The sequence below is a fragment of the Pseudomonas sp. WS 5532 genome, assembly GCF_012985445.1.
GTDB classification, from domain to species: Bacteria; Pseudomonadota; Gammaproteobacteria; order Pseudomonadales; family Pseudomonadaceae; genus Aquipseudomonas; species Aquipseudomonas edaphica.
Window position 1 is genome coordinate 346,309 of sequence record NZ_JAAQWK010000004.1, and the last position, 18,575, is coordinate 364,883.

Consider the following 18,575-nt stretch of genomic DNA (forward strand, 5'->3'; position numbering starts at 1 on the left):
CCTAGTTCGCATCTGTTCGAATGATGTTCAGCGGCCAGCCAGAGTGGCGTCTTATGTCGCTCAATCAACGACAAGGATAAATGACATGCAAATGCCTAAAACGATCCAGATCAAGAACGGCGAAAAAGTAAAATCGACGTTTTCGGTTCAGGAGTACGCCAATCGACAGGCCAAATTGCGAGCGTATCTAGCGCAAAACAATATTGATGCGGCAGTATTCACGTCCTATCACAACATCAACTACTACAGCGATTTCCTGTTTTGCTCTTTCGGTCGCCCGTACGCGCTGGTCGTTACCCAAGACAGTGCCGTTACCATCAGCGCCAACATCGATGGCGGTCAGCCTTGGCGCCGCACCGTGGGCACTGAGAACATCATTTACACAGACTGGCAGCGCGATAATTATTTCGTCGCGATTCAGCAAGCTTTGCCGAAAGCTGGACGCATTGGCATCGAATTTGACCATCTGAACCTGCTCAATCGCGACAAACTTGCCAGTCGTTACCCGCAGGCCGAACTGGTGGATATCGGTGCACCTTGCATGCGTATGCGCATGATCAAATCCGCCGAAGAGCATGAAATCATCCGTCATGGTGCCCGCGTGGCAGACATCGGTGGCGCAGCAGTCGTGGAAGCCTTGCGTGATCAGGTGCCGGAGTATGAAGTCGCCTTGCACGCTACCCAGGCGATGGTGCGCGAAATTGCCCGCACCTTCCCGGACTCCGAACTGATGGACACTTGGACCTGGTTCCAGTCTGGCATCAACACCGACGGTGCTCATAACCCGGTGACCTCGCGCAAGGTTAACAAGGGCGACATCCTGAGCCTCAATTGCTTCCCGATGATCGCTGGTTATTACACTGCGCTGGAACGCACAATGTTCCTGGACCATTGCTCCGACGAGCATCTCCGTTTGTGGGAAGTGAACGTTAAAGTGCACGAGGCCGGCCTGAAACTAATCAAGCCGGGCATGCGCTGCTGCGATATCGCTCTGCAACTCAACGAGATTTTCCTTGAGCACGATCTGCTGCAATACCGCACCTTCGGCTACGGCCACTCCTTCGGTACACTGAGCCATTACTACGGCCGCGAAGCTGGGTTGGAACTGCGCGAAGACATTGACACGGTACTGGAGCCGGGGATGGTGGTTTCCATTGAACCGATGATCATGCTGCCTGAAGGCCTTCCGGGCGCGGGCGGTTACCGCGAACATGACATATTGATCGTCAACGAGCAGGGCGGGGAAAACATCACCAAATTCCCGTATGGCCCGGAACATAACATCATCAAGAAGTGAGATTAGGCGCCGCACAGTGAACCTGTGCGGCGTTTTCTTTTGTTAATAGTAAAAGTATAGGAAATACCGTCCCGGCGGCTGAGTTAAACCGGAAAAACCAACGCGTGCACGATAATATCGCGCATCATTTACTGACCCTTAACCCTGCCAAGTAAAACAATAGAGGGTATTTGTCATGTACTACGTCACGATTCCGGCCACGGGCTCGAAGCAGTTCAATTTCCATACCGCTTCTGGTAGCGATACAGCGTTGCCTCTTCATTCCGATAACAGCACCTCTACCCCCGGAGGTGCGCAATGAGCACCCAAAACGCAAGTCTGACGCCGATCCTGGAACAGCAGCTTGAACGGATTTCCGAGCGCAAGGCACTGCGGCGCGCGGCCAGTGCCAGCTTCATGGGCAACTTCGTCGAATGGTTCGACTACGCGGCCTACGGCTATTTGGCAACCGTGATTGCACTGACGTTTTTTCCGCAGACCGACAAGGCGACCGGGCTGCTGGCAACCTTCGCGGTGTTTGCGCTGTCGTTTTTCGTTCGCCCGCTGGGAGGGCTAGTCTGGGGTCACTTCGGAGACAAGTACGGGCGGCGCAGCGCGTTGTCCTGGTCGATTCTGATCATGTCAATCTCGACCTTCTGCATCGGTATCCTGCCGACTTACAACCATATTGGTCTGTGGGCACCCGCTCTGTTGTTACTAATCCGCTTGTTTCAGGGCTTTTCCGCTTCCGGAGAGTACGCTGGGGCATCAGCCTTTCTGGCCGAGTATGCCCCTGAGGGTAAACGCGGTTTGTATACCAGCATCGTGCCGGCGAGTACTGCTGCCGGCTTGTTGTTCGGCGCAGTGTTCGTGGCCGGTTTGCATTCGTGGATGAGCGTTGAGGATCTGCACAGTTGGGGCTGGCGTTTGCCCTTCCTGCTGGCGGCGCCGTTCGGTCTAGTCGGGCGTTACATCCGTATGAGTTTGCAAGACACACCCAAATTTCTAGAGATGGAAAAACGCCTCGAGGCCAAGGAATGCGCGACCCACGCTCCGGTTCGCGAACTTTTGACCTTACACCGGCGTAGCGTGATTATCGGCATCGGTGTGACATGCTTGAATGCGGTAGCGTTCTACCTGTTGCTCAGTTATATGCCGACCTACCTGTCTACCGAGATGGGCATGAGCGAGAGCGATTCGTTCATGGCGTCGACTGTGTCGTTGGCGACCTACATCGGGCTGATTTTCCTGATGGGCAAGCTGTCGGATCTGTTCGGACGCAAGGCCATGTTGCTGACCGCATCGGTGCTGTTTCTGGCGCTTACATGGCCGCTGTTCGGCATGTTGAACAACCAGCCGCTGATCGTCATCCTGATGATCCAGATAGCCTTCGGCGCGATCCTGGCGATGAACGACGGCACCTTGCCGTGCTTCCTCGCCGAGATATTCCCGACCCGCGTGCGCTTCAGTGGTTTTGCCTTCAGCTTCAATATCGCCAATGCGGTGTTCGGCGGTACGGCGCCATTTATTGCGACTTGGCTGATTCAGCTGACCGGTAATAAAATGGCACCAGCCTGGTATCTGCTGGCGGCCGCCGCTGTAGCGTTAATTGCCATGCTGGCGAGCCGCGAGACTGCGCATAAAGCTTTGCAAGACTGACCCGAACGTCACAACCCAATATATAGGGGGCATAGCCTGTTCAGTGGAGTCCTCGCGGTCGCCATTGCGATGAGGATACGCCCTATAAATTAATGCATCGCAGCCACTTGCTTGCGTTCGCCGAGGGGTGATATCCCGAAGAAACGGCTGTAGCATTTGGAGAAGTGCGCAGGGGAGATAAAGCCGCAAGCGAGGGCGATATCACGAACTTGCGACTCGCTGCGCAGTAGCAATTGTCTCGCTCGCGACAGGCGCAGTTCCAGGTAATACTGACTCGGCGTGCGTTGTAGGTGCTTGTGAAACAACCGCTCTAGGTGCCGTACCGACACTTCGTTCAATCGCGCGAGCTCCTCAAGGCCCAACGGCTCCTCAAGATTGGCCTCCATGATTGCCACCATCTGGCTGAGCTTAGGTTGAGAGGTGCCCAGTTTCTGTCGTAATGGCACACGCTGCTGTTCCTGCGCGCCCCGGACCCGATCACACAGTAGCAACTCGGCTGCATGGGCTGCAATTTCGCGACCACCGGGTTCGCGCGCTATCAACTGCAGTGTCATGTCCATAGAGGCCACGCCGCCTGAGCACGTGTAGCGATCGCGATCAAGCTCAAACAACTGATTGGAAATAATGATGCCCGGGAAACGCTCCTTCAAAGCTTCGATGTCTTCCCAGTGAATAGTGCAGCGATAACCCTTAAGTAAGTTTGCGCGCGCCAATAAGTGGCTTCCAGTGCAAATCCCGCCTAGGGGCACTTGATCATGCGCCAGCTTACGGAGCCAGTTGAGTAGCGGTAGGCTGCTGTGATTAGAGACGATAGGGTTTGATCCGACAACGAACAGCATATCCAGCTTTGGTGCATCGGTGATGGTGTAGTCGGGCAGCAGGCGCATGCCGTTGCTGGCCATGACCGGCTCCATGTTGGCAGCGATGATAACCGTGCGGAACATCGTTTGACGCGCCGCCATATTGGCTATGCGCAAGGTTTCCACAGCGGAAGCGAAGCCGATAGTGGTGAAATTTGGTATGACCAAAAAACCAACGGTTTTCAATGGCCGATGTTCATCAACCGAACGCCCTGCGACAGGGTGGAGGGACGCGTGGAGTTTCGCCATCGATAGCGCTCCTCAAGGTATAAGTGACGCGTTCTGCAGCAATCTGCCGACATTCGGCATCATCTGGTTCTGGGATTGTTAGCAGGTTTTGGCTCTTGATCTTACCCTGCATGTCGGGCCTATGCGTAACGGCCTTTTTGCTTTTTTATTTTGGGCATGGAGCGTCCATTTTGTTACCCATCTGCCATGGCGTCCGTACCAGAAAATGTGATTGGGGTGGTGCTCCGTAATGGCCACTTGTTAAATCGCTGGGCCTAATAGCAGCTTTGTCTAGGTAACCCTCTAATACTCGACGTTGAAGTGCGCTGCTGTGAATTCGACGCGCGGGCATTTTAGTCAATTGCGAATTCTGTCAGTTGTAGTTAACGACTCGTCGCCGAAATGGACATGTGGGTAAGTGAGTTGACTGTGTATTTTTATAGGTTTAAGGAATTGCCTGTGGTGGTCAGGCAGTCGCCTGATGGCGACCGCTAATCAGCGTTTTGGCTAATATTTGTCAAACTTGACGGGGCCGTCGTACGGCGGCATACGCTCCACCCGCAGATTTGCCGACCCTTGGTCATGTACTTGACTTACATGCGCGGCGATTTCTTCCAGCGTGGCGAACCACACTCCACCTTTGGCCTGCATGTATTCAATGAAGCGCACCGCCTCATGCCAGCGGGCGAGGCGGCCGCTTACGAACGGATGCCAGACTGCAACCAGAAGCCCTCCGTGCTCCCACATCGCATCAAACTCGGCCTTGTAAACGGAGATGGCTTCCTGAGGCGAACGGATCGGCATGCTGTAGTCGATGTCGCTCATGTGCACGTACGGCGGCCAGTCATCCATCGCCCAATGGGTCGGTAGCTCTACCAGTTGGCCGGTTTTGCCTTGCAGGATGTACGGGATATCGTCGCCCATCAACGAGGCGTCGTACTTGAAGCCTTCGGCAATCAACAGGTCTGTGGTAGCGGGCGAGAAGTTGTATAGCGGGGCGCGGAAACCTCGGGGTTTCTGGCCTGTGTGGCGTTCGATGATATCGATAGATTTACGCAGCCAGAACAGCTCTTCCTCTTCGCTGATTTCGTTGACGTGCTCATGGATGTAGCCATGGTGTCCGATTTCATGACCGTCCTTGACCATCGCTTCGACCGCGGCCGGATATTGCTCAATGCACCAGGCAGGAACGAAGAATGTCTGTTTCAGACCCAGGTCCCGGTAGGATTGCAGGATTCGCGGTACGCCGACTTTCGGTCCGTATTGCAGGGTTGAAATGGTGCTGACCCGCTTATGGCTGTCTGCGGGGCGATGCAGGTGCAGGAAGCTGTCGGCGTCCATGTCGAAGGTGATCGCCACGGCGCATCGCGCGCCGCCAGGCCACGGAATAGGGTTGTTGATCATGCTTGCAGGTTTGCTCATGTCGGTACCTGTTAAAAACTGAAAGTCGAGGCGAAATGCTATTTGCCACCGCGCTTGAAGTATTCACCTGCGGCGGCCGGAGGCCTGATCTTTCCGGCGAAGATCACCAGTGCGGCAATGGATGCGACATAAGGCAGCACCACGAACAGCTGATAGGGCACATCCGGATGACCAAATTGCAAACGCAGTTGCAGTGCATCGGCCAGGCCGAACAACAGACAGGCAGCTAGTGCGCCCACTGGATTCCATCGACCTAGAATCAATGCCGCCAGGGCAATGAAGCCTTTGCCCGCGCTCATGTGCTCGGTAAACATGAAGACTTGTGACAGCACCAAATAGCAGCCACCCAGTCCGGCGATCACACAAGAGCCCACAACGCTTAAAAAACGAATCCGGAATACGTTCAATCCGGCGCTATCGGCGGCTCTTGGATACTCACCGGTGGCGCGCAGGTTCAGGCCCCACGAAGTGCGGAATAGAAGCCACCAGGCAAGTGGCACCAGGCCGTATAGCAGATAGACAAGTAAATTCTGCTGGAACAGAATATCGCCGATCACCGGGATCGACGCCAGCCCCGGAACAGGCAATGTCGTGAAGCCCGGCAACAATGCTGAAGCAGCTTGCTCGCTGAACGCCATGCGTGCGAAGAAAGAGGTCATGCCAATGACCAGCATGTTGATGGCGATACCCGCAACCATTTGGTTGATTGCCAGGCGCACCGTCATGGTTGCCAATAGCAGTCCGACCAGTCCCGCCGCAAGTAATCCACCCAGCAAACCTCCCCACACGCTTTGCAGGAAAAACGCACCTAGAGCCGCACCGAACGCGCCGCCCAGGACGCTGCCCTCCAGCGCCAGGTTGAACACCCCGGCACGTTCACACCAGATGCCGCCCAATGCCGCGAAAATTAGCGGGACGGCGAGGCGCAGTCCGGTGGCAAGAATATCCAGATAACTAGCGTCCATCGGTCAAACCCTCCGCTGTGTTTTGCTGGTTCGGGATGCTGGCCGTTTTCGCCAACGGGTTATTCCGCTTTTGCAGGTTTAATTTCCAGATCAGCCCGGCGGCGACAAAGATCACGATCAGCCCGCGCAATGCTTCTATCGCTGTCACATCTAGGCCGATGGCGCGTTGCATGTACTGCGCGCCAGTGCTCAGGCCTGCCAGGAAAAACGCCGAAAATGTCGCCAGCAAAGGATTCAGGCTGGCCATAAAGGCAACCACGATGCCGTCGTAGCCATAGCCGGGGCTGAACAGGTGATACAACCGGTATTTGACCCCGAGTACTTCTATCGCCCCCGCCAAGCCAGCGATGGCGCCACCTGCGATCATGCTGCCGATCAGGTTGCGGTTCACGGACATACCAGCGTAGCGCGCGGCTTGCGGGCTTTTGCCTACCGCCGTCATTGAAAAGCCGATGGTGGTGTATTTGAAGACGACAAAGGTCATCAAGCTCAAGAGCGCCGCAATCAGCACACCGATGTGAGTGTCAGTGTCCGACAGCAGCAGAGGCAGCCATAAGTCTTCGCTGATTTCTGCTGAGTAAGGGTAGGGCGCGCCTTCCTGCATCATTGGACCGCCTGCGAAATAGCTGACGATATTGATCGCCACGTAGTTCATCAGCAGCGTCACGATGACTTCATTGATGCCGCGTTTTGCCCTTAGATACCCTGGAATCGAGCCCCACAGGCCACCGCCCAGCATGCCTGCCAGCAGGCACAGCAGCACATGCAGCATCGCAGGCATCTGCGGCAGATACAGCGCGACGGCTGCCGCTGCCAGTCCACCGATATAGATCTGCCCCTCGGCACCGACATTGAGCAGCCCGCAACGCATGGGAATGATCACCGCAAGCCCGGCGAGCAGCATCGGGCACATTTTGACCAGGGTATCGGCCAGGCCGTGATAGTCGAAAAAGGCTCCTTTAAACAACGCTTGATAAGCAGCCATGGGATTTTTGCCAGCCGCTACGATGAGCAGCGAACCCAGGGCAAAGGCTGCAAGCACCGCCCAGACCATTCGCAGGCGATGCAGCCAGCGCCAGACTTCATTCATGACAAAACCTCTTGTGAAGCCGTGCTGGTCATCAGTGAACCAATCAGGTCCGCTGTGGCGTCGGCGCGATTCAGTACACCCGTCAGATGACCTGCGCACATCACGCCAATACGATCAGAAATCGCCATGACTTCTTCCAGCTCCGTCGATATGTAAAGCACCGCTTTGCCCGCTTGCCGCTGTTCGCGCACGACCCCTTGCACGGCTTCGATAGCACCGACATCCAAGCCTTTGCACGGCTGCATGACGATTAGCAGATCAGGGTCGCATTCGACTTCCCGGGCAAAAATCAGCTTTTGCTGGTTGCCTCCTGAGAGGAACCGTACTTGCTGGTCAACCGAGTGCATGCGCACGTCGTATCGGGAGCACCAGTCTTTGGTGATCTCCCGCGCGCGTTTTGTTTTGAGCAGGGCGAAACGCGAAAACGGTGAGCGTCGGTGATCGCGCAGCATGGCGTTTTCCCACAGCGTGAAATCCAGTACCAGCCCGGTGCTGTGGCGATCTTCGGGAACATAGCCGACCCTGAACCGTTTACGGCGGCTGGCGACATCGTGGCCAAGCATCGACTGGCCGCGCATGTAGACTTCCCCGGATTGCGCATGGCGCATTCCGGCGATCGTATCCGCAAGCTCCGCCTGGCCGTTGCCGTCAACGCCGACAATACCCAGCACTTCCCCCGCTCGAATCTCGAAGCTGACAGAATTCAACGCCTGAATGCCGCGATCATTATTGGCCGACAAAGCTCGTACCTTGAGCACAACCGGGCCCTGTACAACCATGGGAAGCTCAACGGGCTGGGCCAATTCACGGCCGACCATCAACCGGGAAATTTCCTGTGGCGTGCTTTCACTGACCTGAGCGTGTCCGACGACATTGCCCCGGCGCAGTACCGTCACCCGATCACAAACCCGAAACACCTCATCGAGCTTGTGCGTGATGAACAACATGGTTTTGCCCATCGAGCGCAGGTTATCCAGAATTTGTAGAAATGCGTCGATCTCGGTAGGGGCCAGAACGCTGGTGGGTTCATCCAGAATCAGCACTTCCACGTCCCGATACAGCGCCTTGAGGATTTCCACCCGCTGACGCATGCCTATCGGAAGTTGCCAGATCAGGCGATCAGGATCGACATTCAGGCCGACCTGAGCGCTCAGTTCTATCAGCTTGCGACGGTGATCAGTGAGTTTCAGCCGCAGGCCGCCCGGCAGGCCGAGGACGACGTTCTCCAGAACGCTCAGGTTATCCACCAGCATGAAATGCTGGTGGATCATGCCAATACCATCGGACAGGGCCTGACGGGGCGAGTCGATTGACAGCTCCCTACCATCAAGGCGAACCACACCGGAGTCCGGTTGGTAAAAGCCGTAGAGGATGTTCATCAGTGTGGTTTTACCCGCACCATTCTCACCCAACAGCGCATGGATACTGCCTTTGCTTACTCCCAGAGTGACGTCCTTCAGGGCCGTGAAGTCGCCGAATCGCTTGCCGATTCCCTCCAGTTGTAAATAGCTCATCAGGGTTTTACCGCCGCCGCGACTGCTGGCTGGCTGGCATTGCGCTGCTTGATGGTCTCGATCAATGCCGCGGCATCGGTCCTGGTCTGCTCGGATACTGCTTTGCCGTAGCTACCGAGGCGGAAGGCTTTGGGCGTTTCAAAGCCGTACACATAAGACTTGCCGCCCAGCGACGAGCTTTGCGCCTGAGTAAGCACCGTCAGCAGCGCACCGCGCATATCTAGCACGGCTGATTGCAGCAGGTTATCCGGCCAGTCACTCAACGCATCGTAGTAAATTCCGAACCCCTGTTTGTTCTCCTGACGGACTGCTTGCAGACTGCCAAGTACAGCGTTATCCATGGTTGGGAACACCACATCGGCTTTCTGCCCAATTAGATTCAAGGCCGCTTCTTTGCCTTTGGCCAGGTCATCCCAGTCGTTGGTCCATGCACTCAGGACCTGGCCCTGTGGTCGGGCGGCCTTGAAGCCTTCGACGAAACCGTCGTTGAGGTCGGAGTACGCTTTGATTTTTTGCGCACCGACAAAACCACCCACTCCGCTCAACGACGTTTTGCCGCCGATGTAGCCAATGACATAACCCATGTCCTTCATATCGAACGCCAGCGTCGAGACATTGCCGCCGCTTTTGGTGCCGTTTACCACCAGGAACTGGGTCTTGCTGTTGCGTTTGGCAACCCGGTCCACTGAATCCTGAAACTCGCCCCCATAACCAATCACCACGTCATAGCCGCGTCGGGCGTAGTCTGCCAAGGCTTGAGCCTGGTCTGGTTGCGGGACCTTTTCGCTGTAGGCCACATCTATCTTCAGTGCGTCGCGTGCCTGAATTACACCCTCATAACCGGACTGGTTGAAGGAACGGTCGGTGATGTTGCCGGCTAGCACAATGGCAACTTTCAACGGATCCGCAGCCACTGTCCCCGCGTAGGCACACGAGAAGGAGAGGGTGGTTATCGCTGCAATGCGAGCGAGCAAAGTGAAGCGAGTCGTGACGCTGGATTGGGTCATACGGTCCCCTGATTATAGTGGCTTACATTTAATTCAAGTTACTTGAATAATGTGAAAGCAATGTTCATGCCTGATTCGGAGGCACGATCTATTGCCCTGTAGCACCACAAAACCAAGGTCTTTCGCCAACCTGAATTGCGCCGGATTGAGGCGTCTGGGCGTAGGCTGCACTAATAGAAGACGGTGGCAGGATATTTATTCAAGGTGCTTGATGAATATTGTTGGTTCTGACGTTAAAGGCGCGTTGAGGGCGTTGTGGCCGGATGATTTGTCACCGATCCTGACATCGCCTACAGCACCGCAAATGCAACACCTGTATGAGCCAACGGCGTTGCGAGGCGGCGTGCTGACACTACTTTGCCAAAAAGGCTGCGCTCCCGATTTTCTCTGCAGATATGCATTTCAAATCAGAGCGGCGCATGTTGCGGGGTGGTGGGCGCTGCTGTCAGCGGCGGTGTCGACGAGGCGGACGTTGCCAAGTACCGAAAGCAGTTTGTTAGAAGGTAGCGGGCGTGTTGATCCAAAGTATGCGAACGACACTCTTGGTCGAGTTGCGATAGCCATGGGGTACGTTGCTGGGGAAGTGAAAGGAGTCGCCAGCATTCAGCGTGTAGGTGGTCTCGCCGAGAGTCAGGTCGAGGCTTCCCTCGATCACGTAACCCATCTCTTCACCAGCATGCTCGATCATGTCGCTGACCATGCCAGGGGAAACGATATGAATATCGCCTTGCAGCAGCCCGCCTTTTTGCAGATGGGTGATGCGTTCCAGATCGATATAGCCCTTGGCGGTGCCTTGTGCGAAACGACTCACTTGTCGACCGCCGGCGCGCAGCACGGGCTCTTCAGACTCCCAGTCTTCGGATGTCAGCTCGGACACGTTGCTGCCTAGCGCGAGTGCCAGGCGGTGCAGCATGGCCAGTGAAGGCGATGCGGCGTCGTTTTCCAGCTTGGAAATCAGGCTTTCGGAGCAGTTGGCAGCCTGGGCAACTTGCTTGAGAGTTAAGCCTGCCACCTTACGCGCATGGCGAAGGCGAACGCTCAAACTCGGCAGGGCATCGGAATGCTGGGATTTGGCTACTGGCGTTTTGCTGGGTGTGGACATGCATCCCTCGAAAAGTTTGTACGAAGTGAGCGACAGGCATCCTAGGGTTACGGGAGCCTGTCGTCTACTGGGGTACTGAAGATCAGCCGTGAACCGAGAAGGTAACTTCCACCGGGTTAAGGTCATTGATAGGCACAATGTCCTGAGGGCAGGCTGACATCACCACGATAACGTCCATGTCTGCACGGATTTCAACGTAGTCCCCGGCTGTGGATACCGGCGGCAGCCATTCAACAGTGTAATCAGGCTTGACCGGAATGTTCATCCACAGATTGAAAGGCTGCGGAACTTCATGGGAGCGCAGACCAATAGCCTGCAAGGCCAGACGCATGTTATCCGCGCAGCTGTCGTGATAACCCTCGACTCCCAGGTTGGTGTAGCGGTGCAGGTCACACGCAGCCATCAAGGTGTCGTGAATGCCGGGTGAGGTGTCGGTCAACAAGGTACCGATCGTGCGGCGGCGGTTACTGAACAGCGCGTCGCCAGTCTTGGGAATGATGCTGTTGCAATGCGCGCGAGCATGTTCCATCGATAGGAATTCGCTCATGTCTTCGCTGTTGAACAACCAGGTGTCACATACCTGGGTGCCGTGAGTGTTGACGATTTTGATGACCTGGCCAGCTTTCAGGCGGACGGCGCGGCCACAACGGGCAGGCACTGTGTAACTTTCGCCCAGGACTGGAGTGCCATCGGCCGAGATCGGTTCTTTCAACGTGGCGTTGATGCCCAGCGAGGAGCCATTGTCGGGCTGGCAGCAGGCCGGATAGTCGTGGCTATGGGTAATATTGGTCATATGAGTTCCTATGGGTTCAGGGTTGTTCTGCAAGTGCAACCAGGCTCCAGGCCAATGCCTGGGCGCCTGCTTTCAATTGCGCGGGATCTGTGAATTCCTTCGGGTTGTGGCTTATGCCGTCCCGGCTGGGTACAAAAAGCATTGCTGTCGGACAGTGCCCGGCCAGATACATGGCGTCGTGGAAGGCGCCAGAACGTATCGATTGCCAAGTCAGTCCTGTGGCGTCGCAGGCGTTCTCCAACACATTGATGACCTGATGATCGAACGCGGTCGGGCTGTGGCTGAACAGGCTGGTCAGTTCGGCGTCGGCAGGCAGGCAGGCACTGAGGGCATTATCGAAGGCTTCGAGTACAGCCGGATCGGCGTGGCGGAAGTCGATGCTGAAGGTTGCTTCACCGGCAATCGTGTTGATTGCATTGGGCGAGACGTTCCAGCGTCCGAATGTCAGGCGCTTGTCGTCACCGGCAAGTTGTTCGGCCAGCGCGTCGATGCGGCCGAGGGATTCCATGGCGAGCAACAACGCATCGCGCCGCATGTGCGTCGGCGTGGTTCCTGCGTGTGCCGAAGCACCCTTGCAGCGCACTTGATACCAGCGCACGCCCTGAATACCCGAAACCACTCCCAGCGGGACATTGGCTTGCTCCAATATCGGGCCTTGCTCAATGTGCAACTCGACAAAGGCGTGTGTGGCGATTTTTTCGCGCTGTGGCAGTTCGGCAAAGCGCAGGGCGTGAGCGTCCAGTGCCTCTCCTACCGAGATACCCGCAGCGTCAAGGTTGTTTCGATAAGTCTCCAGTCGCGCCGGGTCTACGTAGGCGCTGGAGCCCATCGCTCCTGGACTGAAGCGGCTGCCTTCTTCGTTAGTCCAGACCACCACTTCGATCGGGCGACGGGTGCTGACGTTGAGTTCTGCCAACGCATACAGACATTCAAGCCCGGCCATCACCCCGTAACAGCCGTCAAGCTTCCCGCCTGTGGGTTGGGTGTCGACGTGGCTCCCGGTCATCACTGGCGTTAAGTCCTCACGGCCTTCGCGGCGTATGAACAGGTTGGCGCTGGCGTCGGTCCACACTTTGCAGTCCAGTTTTCGGGCTTCTTCAATCAGCCAGGCGCGGGCCAGGAAGTCTTCTTCGGACAACGCCTGACGGTTCATTCCGCCATCGATGCCGGGCCCGAAGGTTGCCAGGGTCTCCAACAAACGCTGCAGTCGTTCCGATGAAACGGCCTGCATCACTTGATCGGCAATCATGGGGTCACCTGCACGCGTGGAGTGAGGCTGCGGTTAAACCAGGGGCTGAGAAACTGCTGTAAGCGTTCCGTCTTTGGTGCCTGAAACAGTGCCTGCGGAGTACCGGTTTCAATAATTTTTCCTGCTTCCATAAACACTACCTGACTGGATATCTGTGCAGCGAAGCTCATTTCATGGGTCACCATCACCATGGTCATGCCATCGTTCGCAAGGCTGCGAATGACCTGCAGTACTTCCTCGACCAATTCCGGGTCCAGCGCCGAGGTCGGTTCGTCGAGCAGCATCAACCGCGGTTTTACTGCCAGTGCCCGGGCAATGCCGACGCGTTGCTGCTGTCCGCCGGAGAGGCGAGCGGGGTACGCATCCGCCTTGGCGCTCAGGCCGACCCGTGCCAGTGCCTGATCAGCCAGGTTGCGCGCCTCGGCCTTGGCGATTTTCTTGCCGAGTACCAAAGGCGCCATGACGTTGTCGCGCACGGTCATGTGCGGCCACAGATTGAATTGCTGGAACACCATGGACAGCGGGTTGCGCACCTCATCGATCTTGGCTTCGCTGTCGCGGTCGGCTTCACGTCTGCCCGGTCCGCTATAGCCCAGCAGTTGACCATCGATCCATATCTCTCCCTCGTCATAGCGCTCAAGGAAATTCATACAGCGCAGGGCGGTGGTTTTTCCTGATCCTGAAGGCCCGATCAAAGACACGATTTCACCGGCTTGTACGCTCAGGTCAAACTCACTGAGCACACGGTGCGAGCCATAGGATTTGCCAACGCCACGCAAGTTGAGAAGCGGAAGGGTATTCATCTGTTCAGCCTCGTAGATGGCGTGTCATGCGCCGCCCCAGTGCGCTGGCTACAGCTGCGACCGACGAGGTCAGCAGCCAGTAGCTCAACACCAGCAGGGCATACGGCAATACGTAGGAAAAGGTGGTGGATACGATGCGTCCGGCAGTCATGGTCAGTTCTGGCACGGTAATAATCGAGGTGACGGCGCTTTCCTTGATGGTCAGGATCACCTGATTGCCCAATAGCGGGAGGGCGAATGCCAGCGCTTGCGGCGCTTGTATGTGCCAGAACACCCGGCTGCGCGAAATGCCATGCACCCGCGCTGCTTCTACTTGACCGTTGGGCACACTGGCCCAGGCAGAGCGGAACAGCTCAGCAAAATAAGCAGCGCTGTATAAGGCCAGCGAGAGGATGCTTGCCTCGACGGCTTCCAGCCGTAGACCGATGACTGGCAGCCCGAAATAAATAATCGCGAGTTGGGCGAGAAAAGGTGTTCCGCGAATAAGCCACACGTAAACGCGATAGATCGCTACAAATCCTGGGGCCGCCATGCGCAAGGCGTTGATCCCGAATCCCAGCAGTAAGCCCATGGCAGCGGCAGTCAGGCTAATACCCAGCGTGACAAGCAGTGCATTGGCGAAATCCGGGAGATAACTCAATAATTCTTGCATCACTTGAGCTCCTTCCAGCGACGTTCCAGCAGGCTGCCGAGCACGCTCAACAGGCTTGTCAGCACGAGATAAAACAAGCCCGCCACCAGATACACCTCAAGCGGGCGGTAAGTCTGCGAAACCAGCTGCTGGCTGACGCGCATCAAATCAGTGATGGAAATGACCGAAACCACGGCTGAAACCTTGATCACATCGATCAACTCGGAGATCAGCGCGGGTGAGGTGAGGCGCAACACTTGTGGCAGTTGGATATGAAAAAGCGTGTTGTATTTGCCGATGGCAAACACGGCCGCCGCTTCCATCTGGCCCTTGGGGATTGCGGCGAAACCGCTGCTCAGAATCTGCGACTGATAAGCCGCCGTGTTCAGCGCTAGGGCTACAGCAGCAGCCACCATGGGTGGCACATCCAGGCCCAGGGCTGATGGGAGATAGAACAGAAGCAGCAGCTGCGCCAGCATGGGCGTGCCACGAAAGAAACTGACATACACCCGGGTGAATGCTCTGCCGGCAGGGCTGCGACCATTGGCAATCAGATGAATTACTACGCCGAGAATGAAACCCAGCAGCATGCCGATGGCGCACAACCACAATGTGGTTGTTGCACCGTCGATCAAGGCAGGCCAATAGAGCGCGAGACGGCTGCTGAAATCATTCATCATCAGCGGCTCAGATGCTCGGTACTGGCATGGCATCAGCAGGCAAGTCCATGGTGAAACCAAACCACTTATCTTGCAGCGTCTTTAAGGTGCCATCTTTTCCTGCACGGGCAATGCCCTCGCTAAATAGCTTCACCAGGCTTGCGCTGTCAGCATCCTTGCGACCGACCCAGCCGAAATACGTCACTGGACCCACCATCTCCGGCAGCGTTGTGAAAAGCCCCGGACGAGCTTTCATCAATGGGCCTAGGTTGGAAAGCGACTGTGCCACGCCATCGAGACGACCATTGGCCAGATCCGCATAAGCTTCATCGAAGCTCACATACTCTTTGATCCGCTTGAGGCCCGGTTGGCCTTCAGCTTTGAGCTTGGTGTCCAGTGCTTGTAGCACTGCCAGCTGGCCGGAACCTGCCTGAGAGCCAATCACCCGACCGTTCAAGTCGGTCAATGCCTTGATATTGTTATCGTCGGCGCGCTTGAGCAATGCAACGGTGGACTCGGCAATGGGGACGGTAAAGGCGAATTGCTCAAAACGCGCTTTATTGACTGTCACTGATGTCACGACGAAGTCGAATTTACGGGTATCCAAGCCTGGCAAAATCCCCTGGAACGGTAGATCGAGCTGGCGCACCTTAACGCCGGGCAAGTCAGCATCCAGTACGTAATGCATCAGGTCTGCGCCATAGCCGACAATCTTGCCATTTTCTACCGACTCGAACGGCGCGAAACGCGCCTCGGTGGCAACGACTATCTCGTTTTTCTGCTTGATGCGCTGCAGCAAATCGTCTGCGTGCGCTAGAGAAATACTGCACAGCGTGACGAGCGACAGCGAGAGTGCTTTTAGAGTGAAACGCGTCATTGGTATTCCCCTTGAATTCCTCAAATTGTTATTCAAGTAACTTGAATATTAATACAAGAGCATGAAGCGTGCCAGGAGGTAGCTTGCGCGAATAGGGGCGTAGGAGAGGATGGGAAGTCGGGAGAGGTGCGCTAATTGCGTGCGATAGCAGGTGTTACGCATTGATGTGGTGCGCAGTGTGTGGGTGGTGTCTGTAGTGCTTGGATGTGCCGACGCTGCTCGGGTGCTTGTTCGTGGGGCGGGGGAAAAAACGCAGTGCTTACATATGTCCTAACGAGTAACTATTCAGAGCTCGAAAGCAGTCGGTCACTAATGGCAGCTTTGGTCAGCTTGAACGCCTTGGCACGCTTTGCAGGGTTGGCGAGAGCCGGAAGTTTGAACTCTGAGACGGCAGGCTACGATTGCGAGGCATTCGATTGAAACCGAACGCATGATCATTGACCTACAGTGATTAGCACGGAATGTCCGCAATTGGCCGATTTCTGGCTTTAGTCAACTGCTTTACGTAGAGCCGCAGCAACGGTAATGGGCAATGCTACATCTGGCTGGGATCAGTCGACCACTACATAGCGACTGGGTTCCGGCTCCGAGGTTTTGACGTTACCAAGACGTATCAGGTGCTCGCGAACGTCAAGCTGGTCCAAAGTAATCTATTCGGGCCATTCAGAGAGTCGCTGAGCATCGTAATTCCCAACTTAAAATAATGAGTACATAATCAAGTCCATCAGCGGTATGCTGAGCGACAGAAAGCTGAAGCTTTCAATGATTTAGAGGATGAGTTATGATCCCGTCCGCTGCGCCATATCTGCCCCAAGGCCCACTGAACGCCTTGGAGCACAAAGCAAGTGTTAAGCTGCTTTGATCCGATAGCAAAGACCCTGGTCGAAAGACCGGGGTTTTTTGTGTCTGCGATTTGATATTTTGGGTTGAGCTTCTTCTGAAGCTGCCACTGGTCAATGTGGGAGCTGGCTTGCCTGCGATAGCTACACCTCGGTCCAAGGTATGGCCATCGTCGGCAGCCAGCTATCGCAATCAGAACCCCAGCTTATCCCGCAGCCCGTAATACCAGGCACCCATCGCCGCAAACGGTGTGCGCAACAGTTGCCCGCCCGGGAACGGGTAGTGCGGCAGGTCGGCAAACGCATCAAAACGCTCTGCCTGGCCTCTCAACGCTTCTGCCAGCACCTTGCCCGCCAGGTGCGTGTACGTCACGCCGTGGCCACTGCAGCCCTGGGAGTAATAGATGTTGTCGCCCAGGCGACCCACCTGTGGCAGGCGCGACAGGGTCAGCAGGAAATTGCCGGTCCAGGCGTAATCTATCTTCACATCCTTGAGCTGCGGGAAGGCCTTGAGCATCTTCGGGCGGATGATCGCTTCGATGTTGGCCGGGTCGCGCGCGCCATACACCACGCCACCGCCGAAGATCAGGCGCTTGTCACTGGTGAGGCGGTAGTAGTCCAGCAAGTAGTTGCAGTCCTCGACGCAGTAGTCCTGCGGCAGCAAGGTCTTGGCCAGTTCATCGCCCAGCGGCGCGGTGGTGATGACCTGGGTGCCGCACGGCATCGACTTGGCCGCCAGCTCCGGCACCAGGTTGCCCAGGTAGGCATTGCCCGCGACGATGATGAACTTGGCCCTGACCTTGCCCTCGGCGGTGTGTACCACAGGGTTGGCGCCGCGCTCGATGCGCACCGCCGCAGACTGCTCGTAAATCGTGCCGCCCAGGGACTCCACCGCCGCTGCTTCGCCCAGTGCCAGGTTGAGCGGGTGAATATGGCCGCCGCTCATGTCCAGCAGGCCGCCGACATAGTTGTCACAGGCCACCACTTCGCGGATACGGCGCTCATCCAGCAACTCAAGCTGCGTATGGCCGTAGCGCTCCCACAGGCGCTGCTGCGACTCCAGGTGGCCCATGTGCTTGCTGTTGAGTGCAGCGAACACACCGCCGTCCTTCAAGTCGCACTGGATCTGGTACTTGGCCACGCGCTCACGAATGATCCTGCCGCCCTCAAACGCCATCTGCCCCAGCAACTGCGCCTGCTTGGGGCCAACGCTGCGTTCGATCACGTCGATGTCGCGGCTATAGCTGTTGACGATCTGCCCACCATTGCGGCCCGAGGCGCCAAAGCCGACCTTGGCGGCTTCCAGTACCGTCACGCGAAAACCGTTCTCCAGCAGAAACAGCGCGCTGGACAGGCCGGTATAACCGGCGCCAATCACGCAGACATCGGTTTCGACTTCACCTTGCAGCACCGGGCGTGGCGGAACCGCATTCGCGGACGCGGCGTAATACGACTGGGGGTAGGGGGTGTTCGCCATCCTGGAACCTCTGTTTTATATTTTTTACGAGTGCGCCGATCCTACCTGAGTTGAAAATTGCCTGCCAGCCACCCGAAAACCCCGGGCATGCCTTTCACAAATAAAAAATTCGCATATTCATAGG

General features: G+C 56.4%; 16 protein-coding genes. 2 read left to right on the forward strand and 14 right to left on the reverse strand.

Features of this window, described 5'->3' with window-relative positions; translation table 11 throughout:
- Positions 1-85: 85 nt before the first annotated feature.
- On the forward strand, positions 86-1,297 hold the full coding sequence (locus tag HBO23_RS10330; RefSeq protein ID WP_042558385.1) for a M24 family metallopeptidase: 1,212 nt from the start codon (positions 86-88) through the stop codon (positions 1,295-1,297).
- Between the two features lie 297 nt (positions 1,298-1,594).
- Positions 1,595-2,935 carry an MFS transporter gene (locus tag HBO23_RS10335; RefSeq protein WP_042558386.1) on the forward strand — a complete coding sequence of 447 codons (1,341 nt, stop codon included), beginning with the start codon at positions 1,595-1,597 and terminating at the stop codon, positions 2,933-2,935.
- Between the two features lie 89 nt (positions 2,936-3,024).
- Here the strand turns inward: HBO23_RS10335 and HBO23_RS10340 are convergent, their stop codons facing one another.
- The 14 genes from HBO23_RS10340 to HBO23_RS10405 all read right to left on the reverse strand — a co-directional run bounded on the left by HBO23_RS10340 (position 3,025) and on the right by HBO23_RS10405 (position 18,451).
- Positions 3,025-4,044, reverse strand: coding sequence for a GlxA family transcriptional regulator (locus HBO23_RS10340; protein WP_169864294.1), 1,020 nt, complete (start codon positions 4,042-4,044; stop codon positions 3,025-3,027).
- A 486-nt stretch (positions 4,045-4,530) separates the two neighbouring features.
- On the reverse strand, positions 4,531-5,445 hold the full coding sequence (locus HBO23_RS10345; protein WP_223816864.1) for a polysaccharide deacetylase: 915 nt from the start codon (positions 5,443-5,445) through the stop codon (positions 4,531-4,533).
- A 38-nt stretch (positions 5,446-5,483) separates the two neighbouring features.
- The gene (locus tag HBO23_RS10350; protein ID WP_042558387.1) at positions 5,484-6,410 is read right to left on the reverse strand and encodes an ABC transporter permease; all 927 of its coding nucleotides are present in this window, start codon (positions 6,408-6,410) and stop codon (positions 5,484-5,486) included.
- On the reverse strand, positions 6,400-7,500 hold the full coding sequence (locus tag HBO23_RS10355) for an ABC transporter permease (RefSeq protein ID WP_042558388.1): 1,101 nt from the start codon (positions 7,498-7,500) through the stop codon (positions 6,400-6,402). The genes HBO23_RS10350 and HBO23_RS10355 overlap by 11 nt, the downstream gene beginning before the upstream one ends.
- On the reverse strand, positions 7,497-9,014 hold the full coding sequence (locus HBO23_RS10360) for an ABC transporter ATP-binding protein (RefSeq protein ID WP_042558389.1): 1,518 nt from the start codon (positions 9,012-9,014) through the stop codon (positions 7,497-7,499). Before HBO23_RS10360 ends, HBO23_RS10355 begins: the two co-directional genes overlap by 4 nt.
- Positions 9,014-10,021 carry a BMP family protein gene (locus tag HBO23_RS10365; protein ID WP_162184574.1) on the reverse strand — a complete coding sequence of 336 codons (1,008 nt, stop codon included), beginning with the start codon at positions 10,019-10,021 and terminating at the stop codon, positions 9,014-9,016. Before HBO23_RS10365 ends, HBO23_RS10360 begins: the two co-directional genes overlap by 1 nt.
- 496 nt (positions 10,022-10,517) lie before the next feature.
- On the reverse strand, positions 10,518-11,123 hold the full coding sequence (locus HBO23_RS10370; protein WP_042558390.1) for a cupin domain-containing protein: 606 nt from the start codon (positions 11,121-11,123) through the stop codon (positions 10,518-10,520).
- 82 nt (positions 11,124-11,205) lie between these two features.
- On the reverse strand, positions 11,206-11,916 hold the full coding sequence (locus tag HBO23_RS10375) for an urea carboxylase-associated family protein (protein ID WP_042558391.1): 711 nt from the start codon (positions 11,914-11,916) through the stop codon (positions 11,206-11,208).
- A 16-nt stretch (positions 11,917-11,932) separates the two neighbouring features.
- The gene (locus HBO23_RS10380; RefSeq protein ID WP_042558392.1) at positions 11,933-13,165 is read right to left on the reverse strand and encodes a M20 family metallo-hydrolase; all 1,233 of its coding nucleotides are present in this window, start codon (positions 13,163-13,165) and stop codon (positions 11,933-11,935) included.
- Complete coding sequence (locus tag HBO23_RS10385; RefSeq protein WP_042558393.1) at positions 13,162-13,968, reverse strand: amino acid ABC transporter ATP-binding protein; 807 nt, start codon at positions 13,966-13,968, stop codon at positions 13,162-13,164. The genes HBO23_RS10380 and HBO23_RS10385 overlap by 4 nt, the downstream gene beginning before the upstream one ends.
- Positions 13,969-13,972: 4 nt before the next feature.
- On the reverse strand, positions 13,973-14,620 hold the full coding sequence (locus HBO23_RS10390) for an amino acid ABC transporter permease (protein WP_042558394.1): 648 nt from the start codon (positions 14,618-14,620) through the stop codon (positions 13,973-13,975).
- Positions 14,620-15,279: an amino acid ABC transporter permease gene (locus HBO23_RS10395; protein ID WP_131672230.1), complete on the reverse strand. Its 660-nt coding sequence runs from the start codon at positions 15,277-15,279 to the stop codon at positions 14,620-14,622. Before HBO23_RS10395 ends, HBO23_RS10390 begins: the two co-directional genes overlap by 1 nt.
- Before the next feature lie 7 nt (positions 15,280-15,286).
- Entirely contained in the window at positions 15,287-16,135 is an 849-nt protein-coding gene (locus HBO23_RS10400; protein WP_042558395.1) for a transporter substrate-binding domain-containing protein, read from the reverse strand.
- Positions 16,136-17,167: 1,032 nt separating this feature from the next.
- The gene (locus HBO23_RS10405; RefSeq protein ID WP_099549905.1) at positions 17,168-18,451 is read right to left on the reverse strand and encodes an FAD-binding oxidoreductase; all 1,284 of its coding nucleotides are present in this window, start codon (positions 18,449-18,451) and stop codon (positions 17,168-17,170) included.
- Positions 18,452-18,575 lie beyond the last annotated feature (124 nt).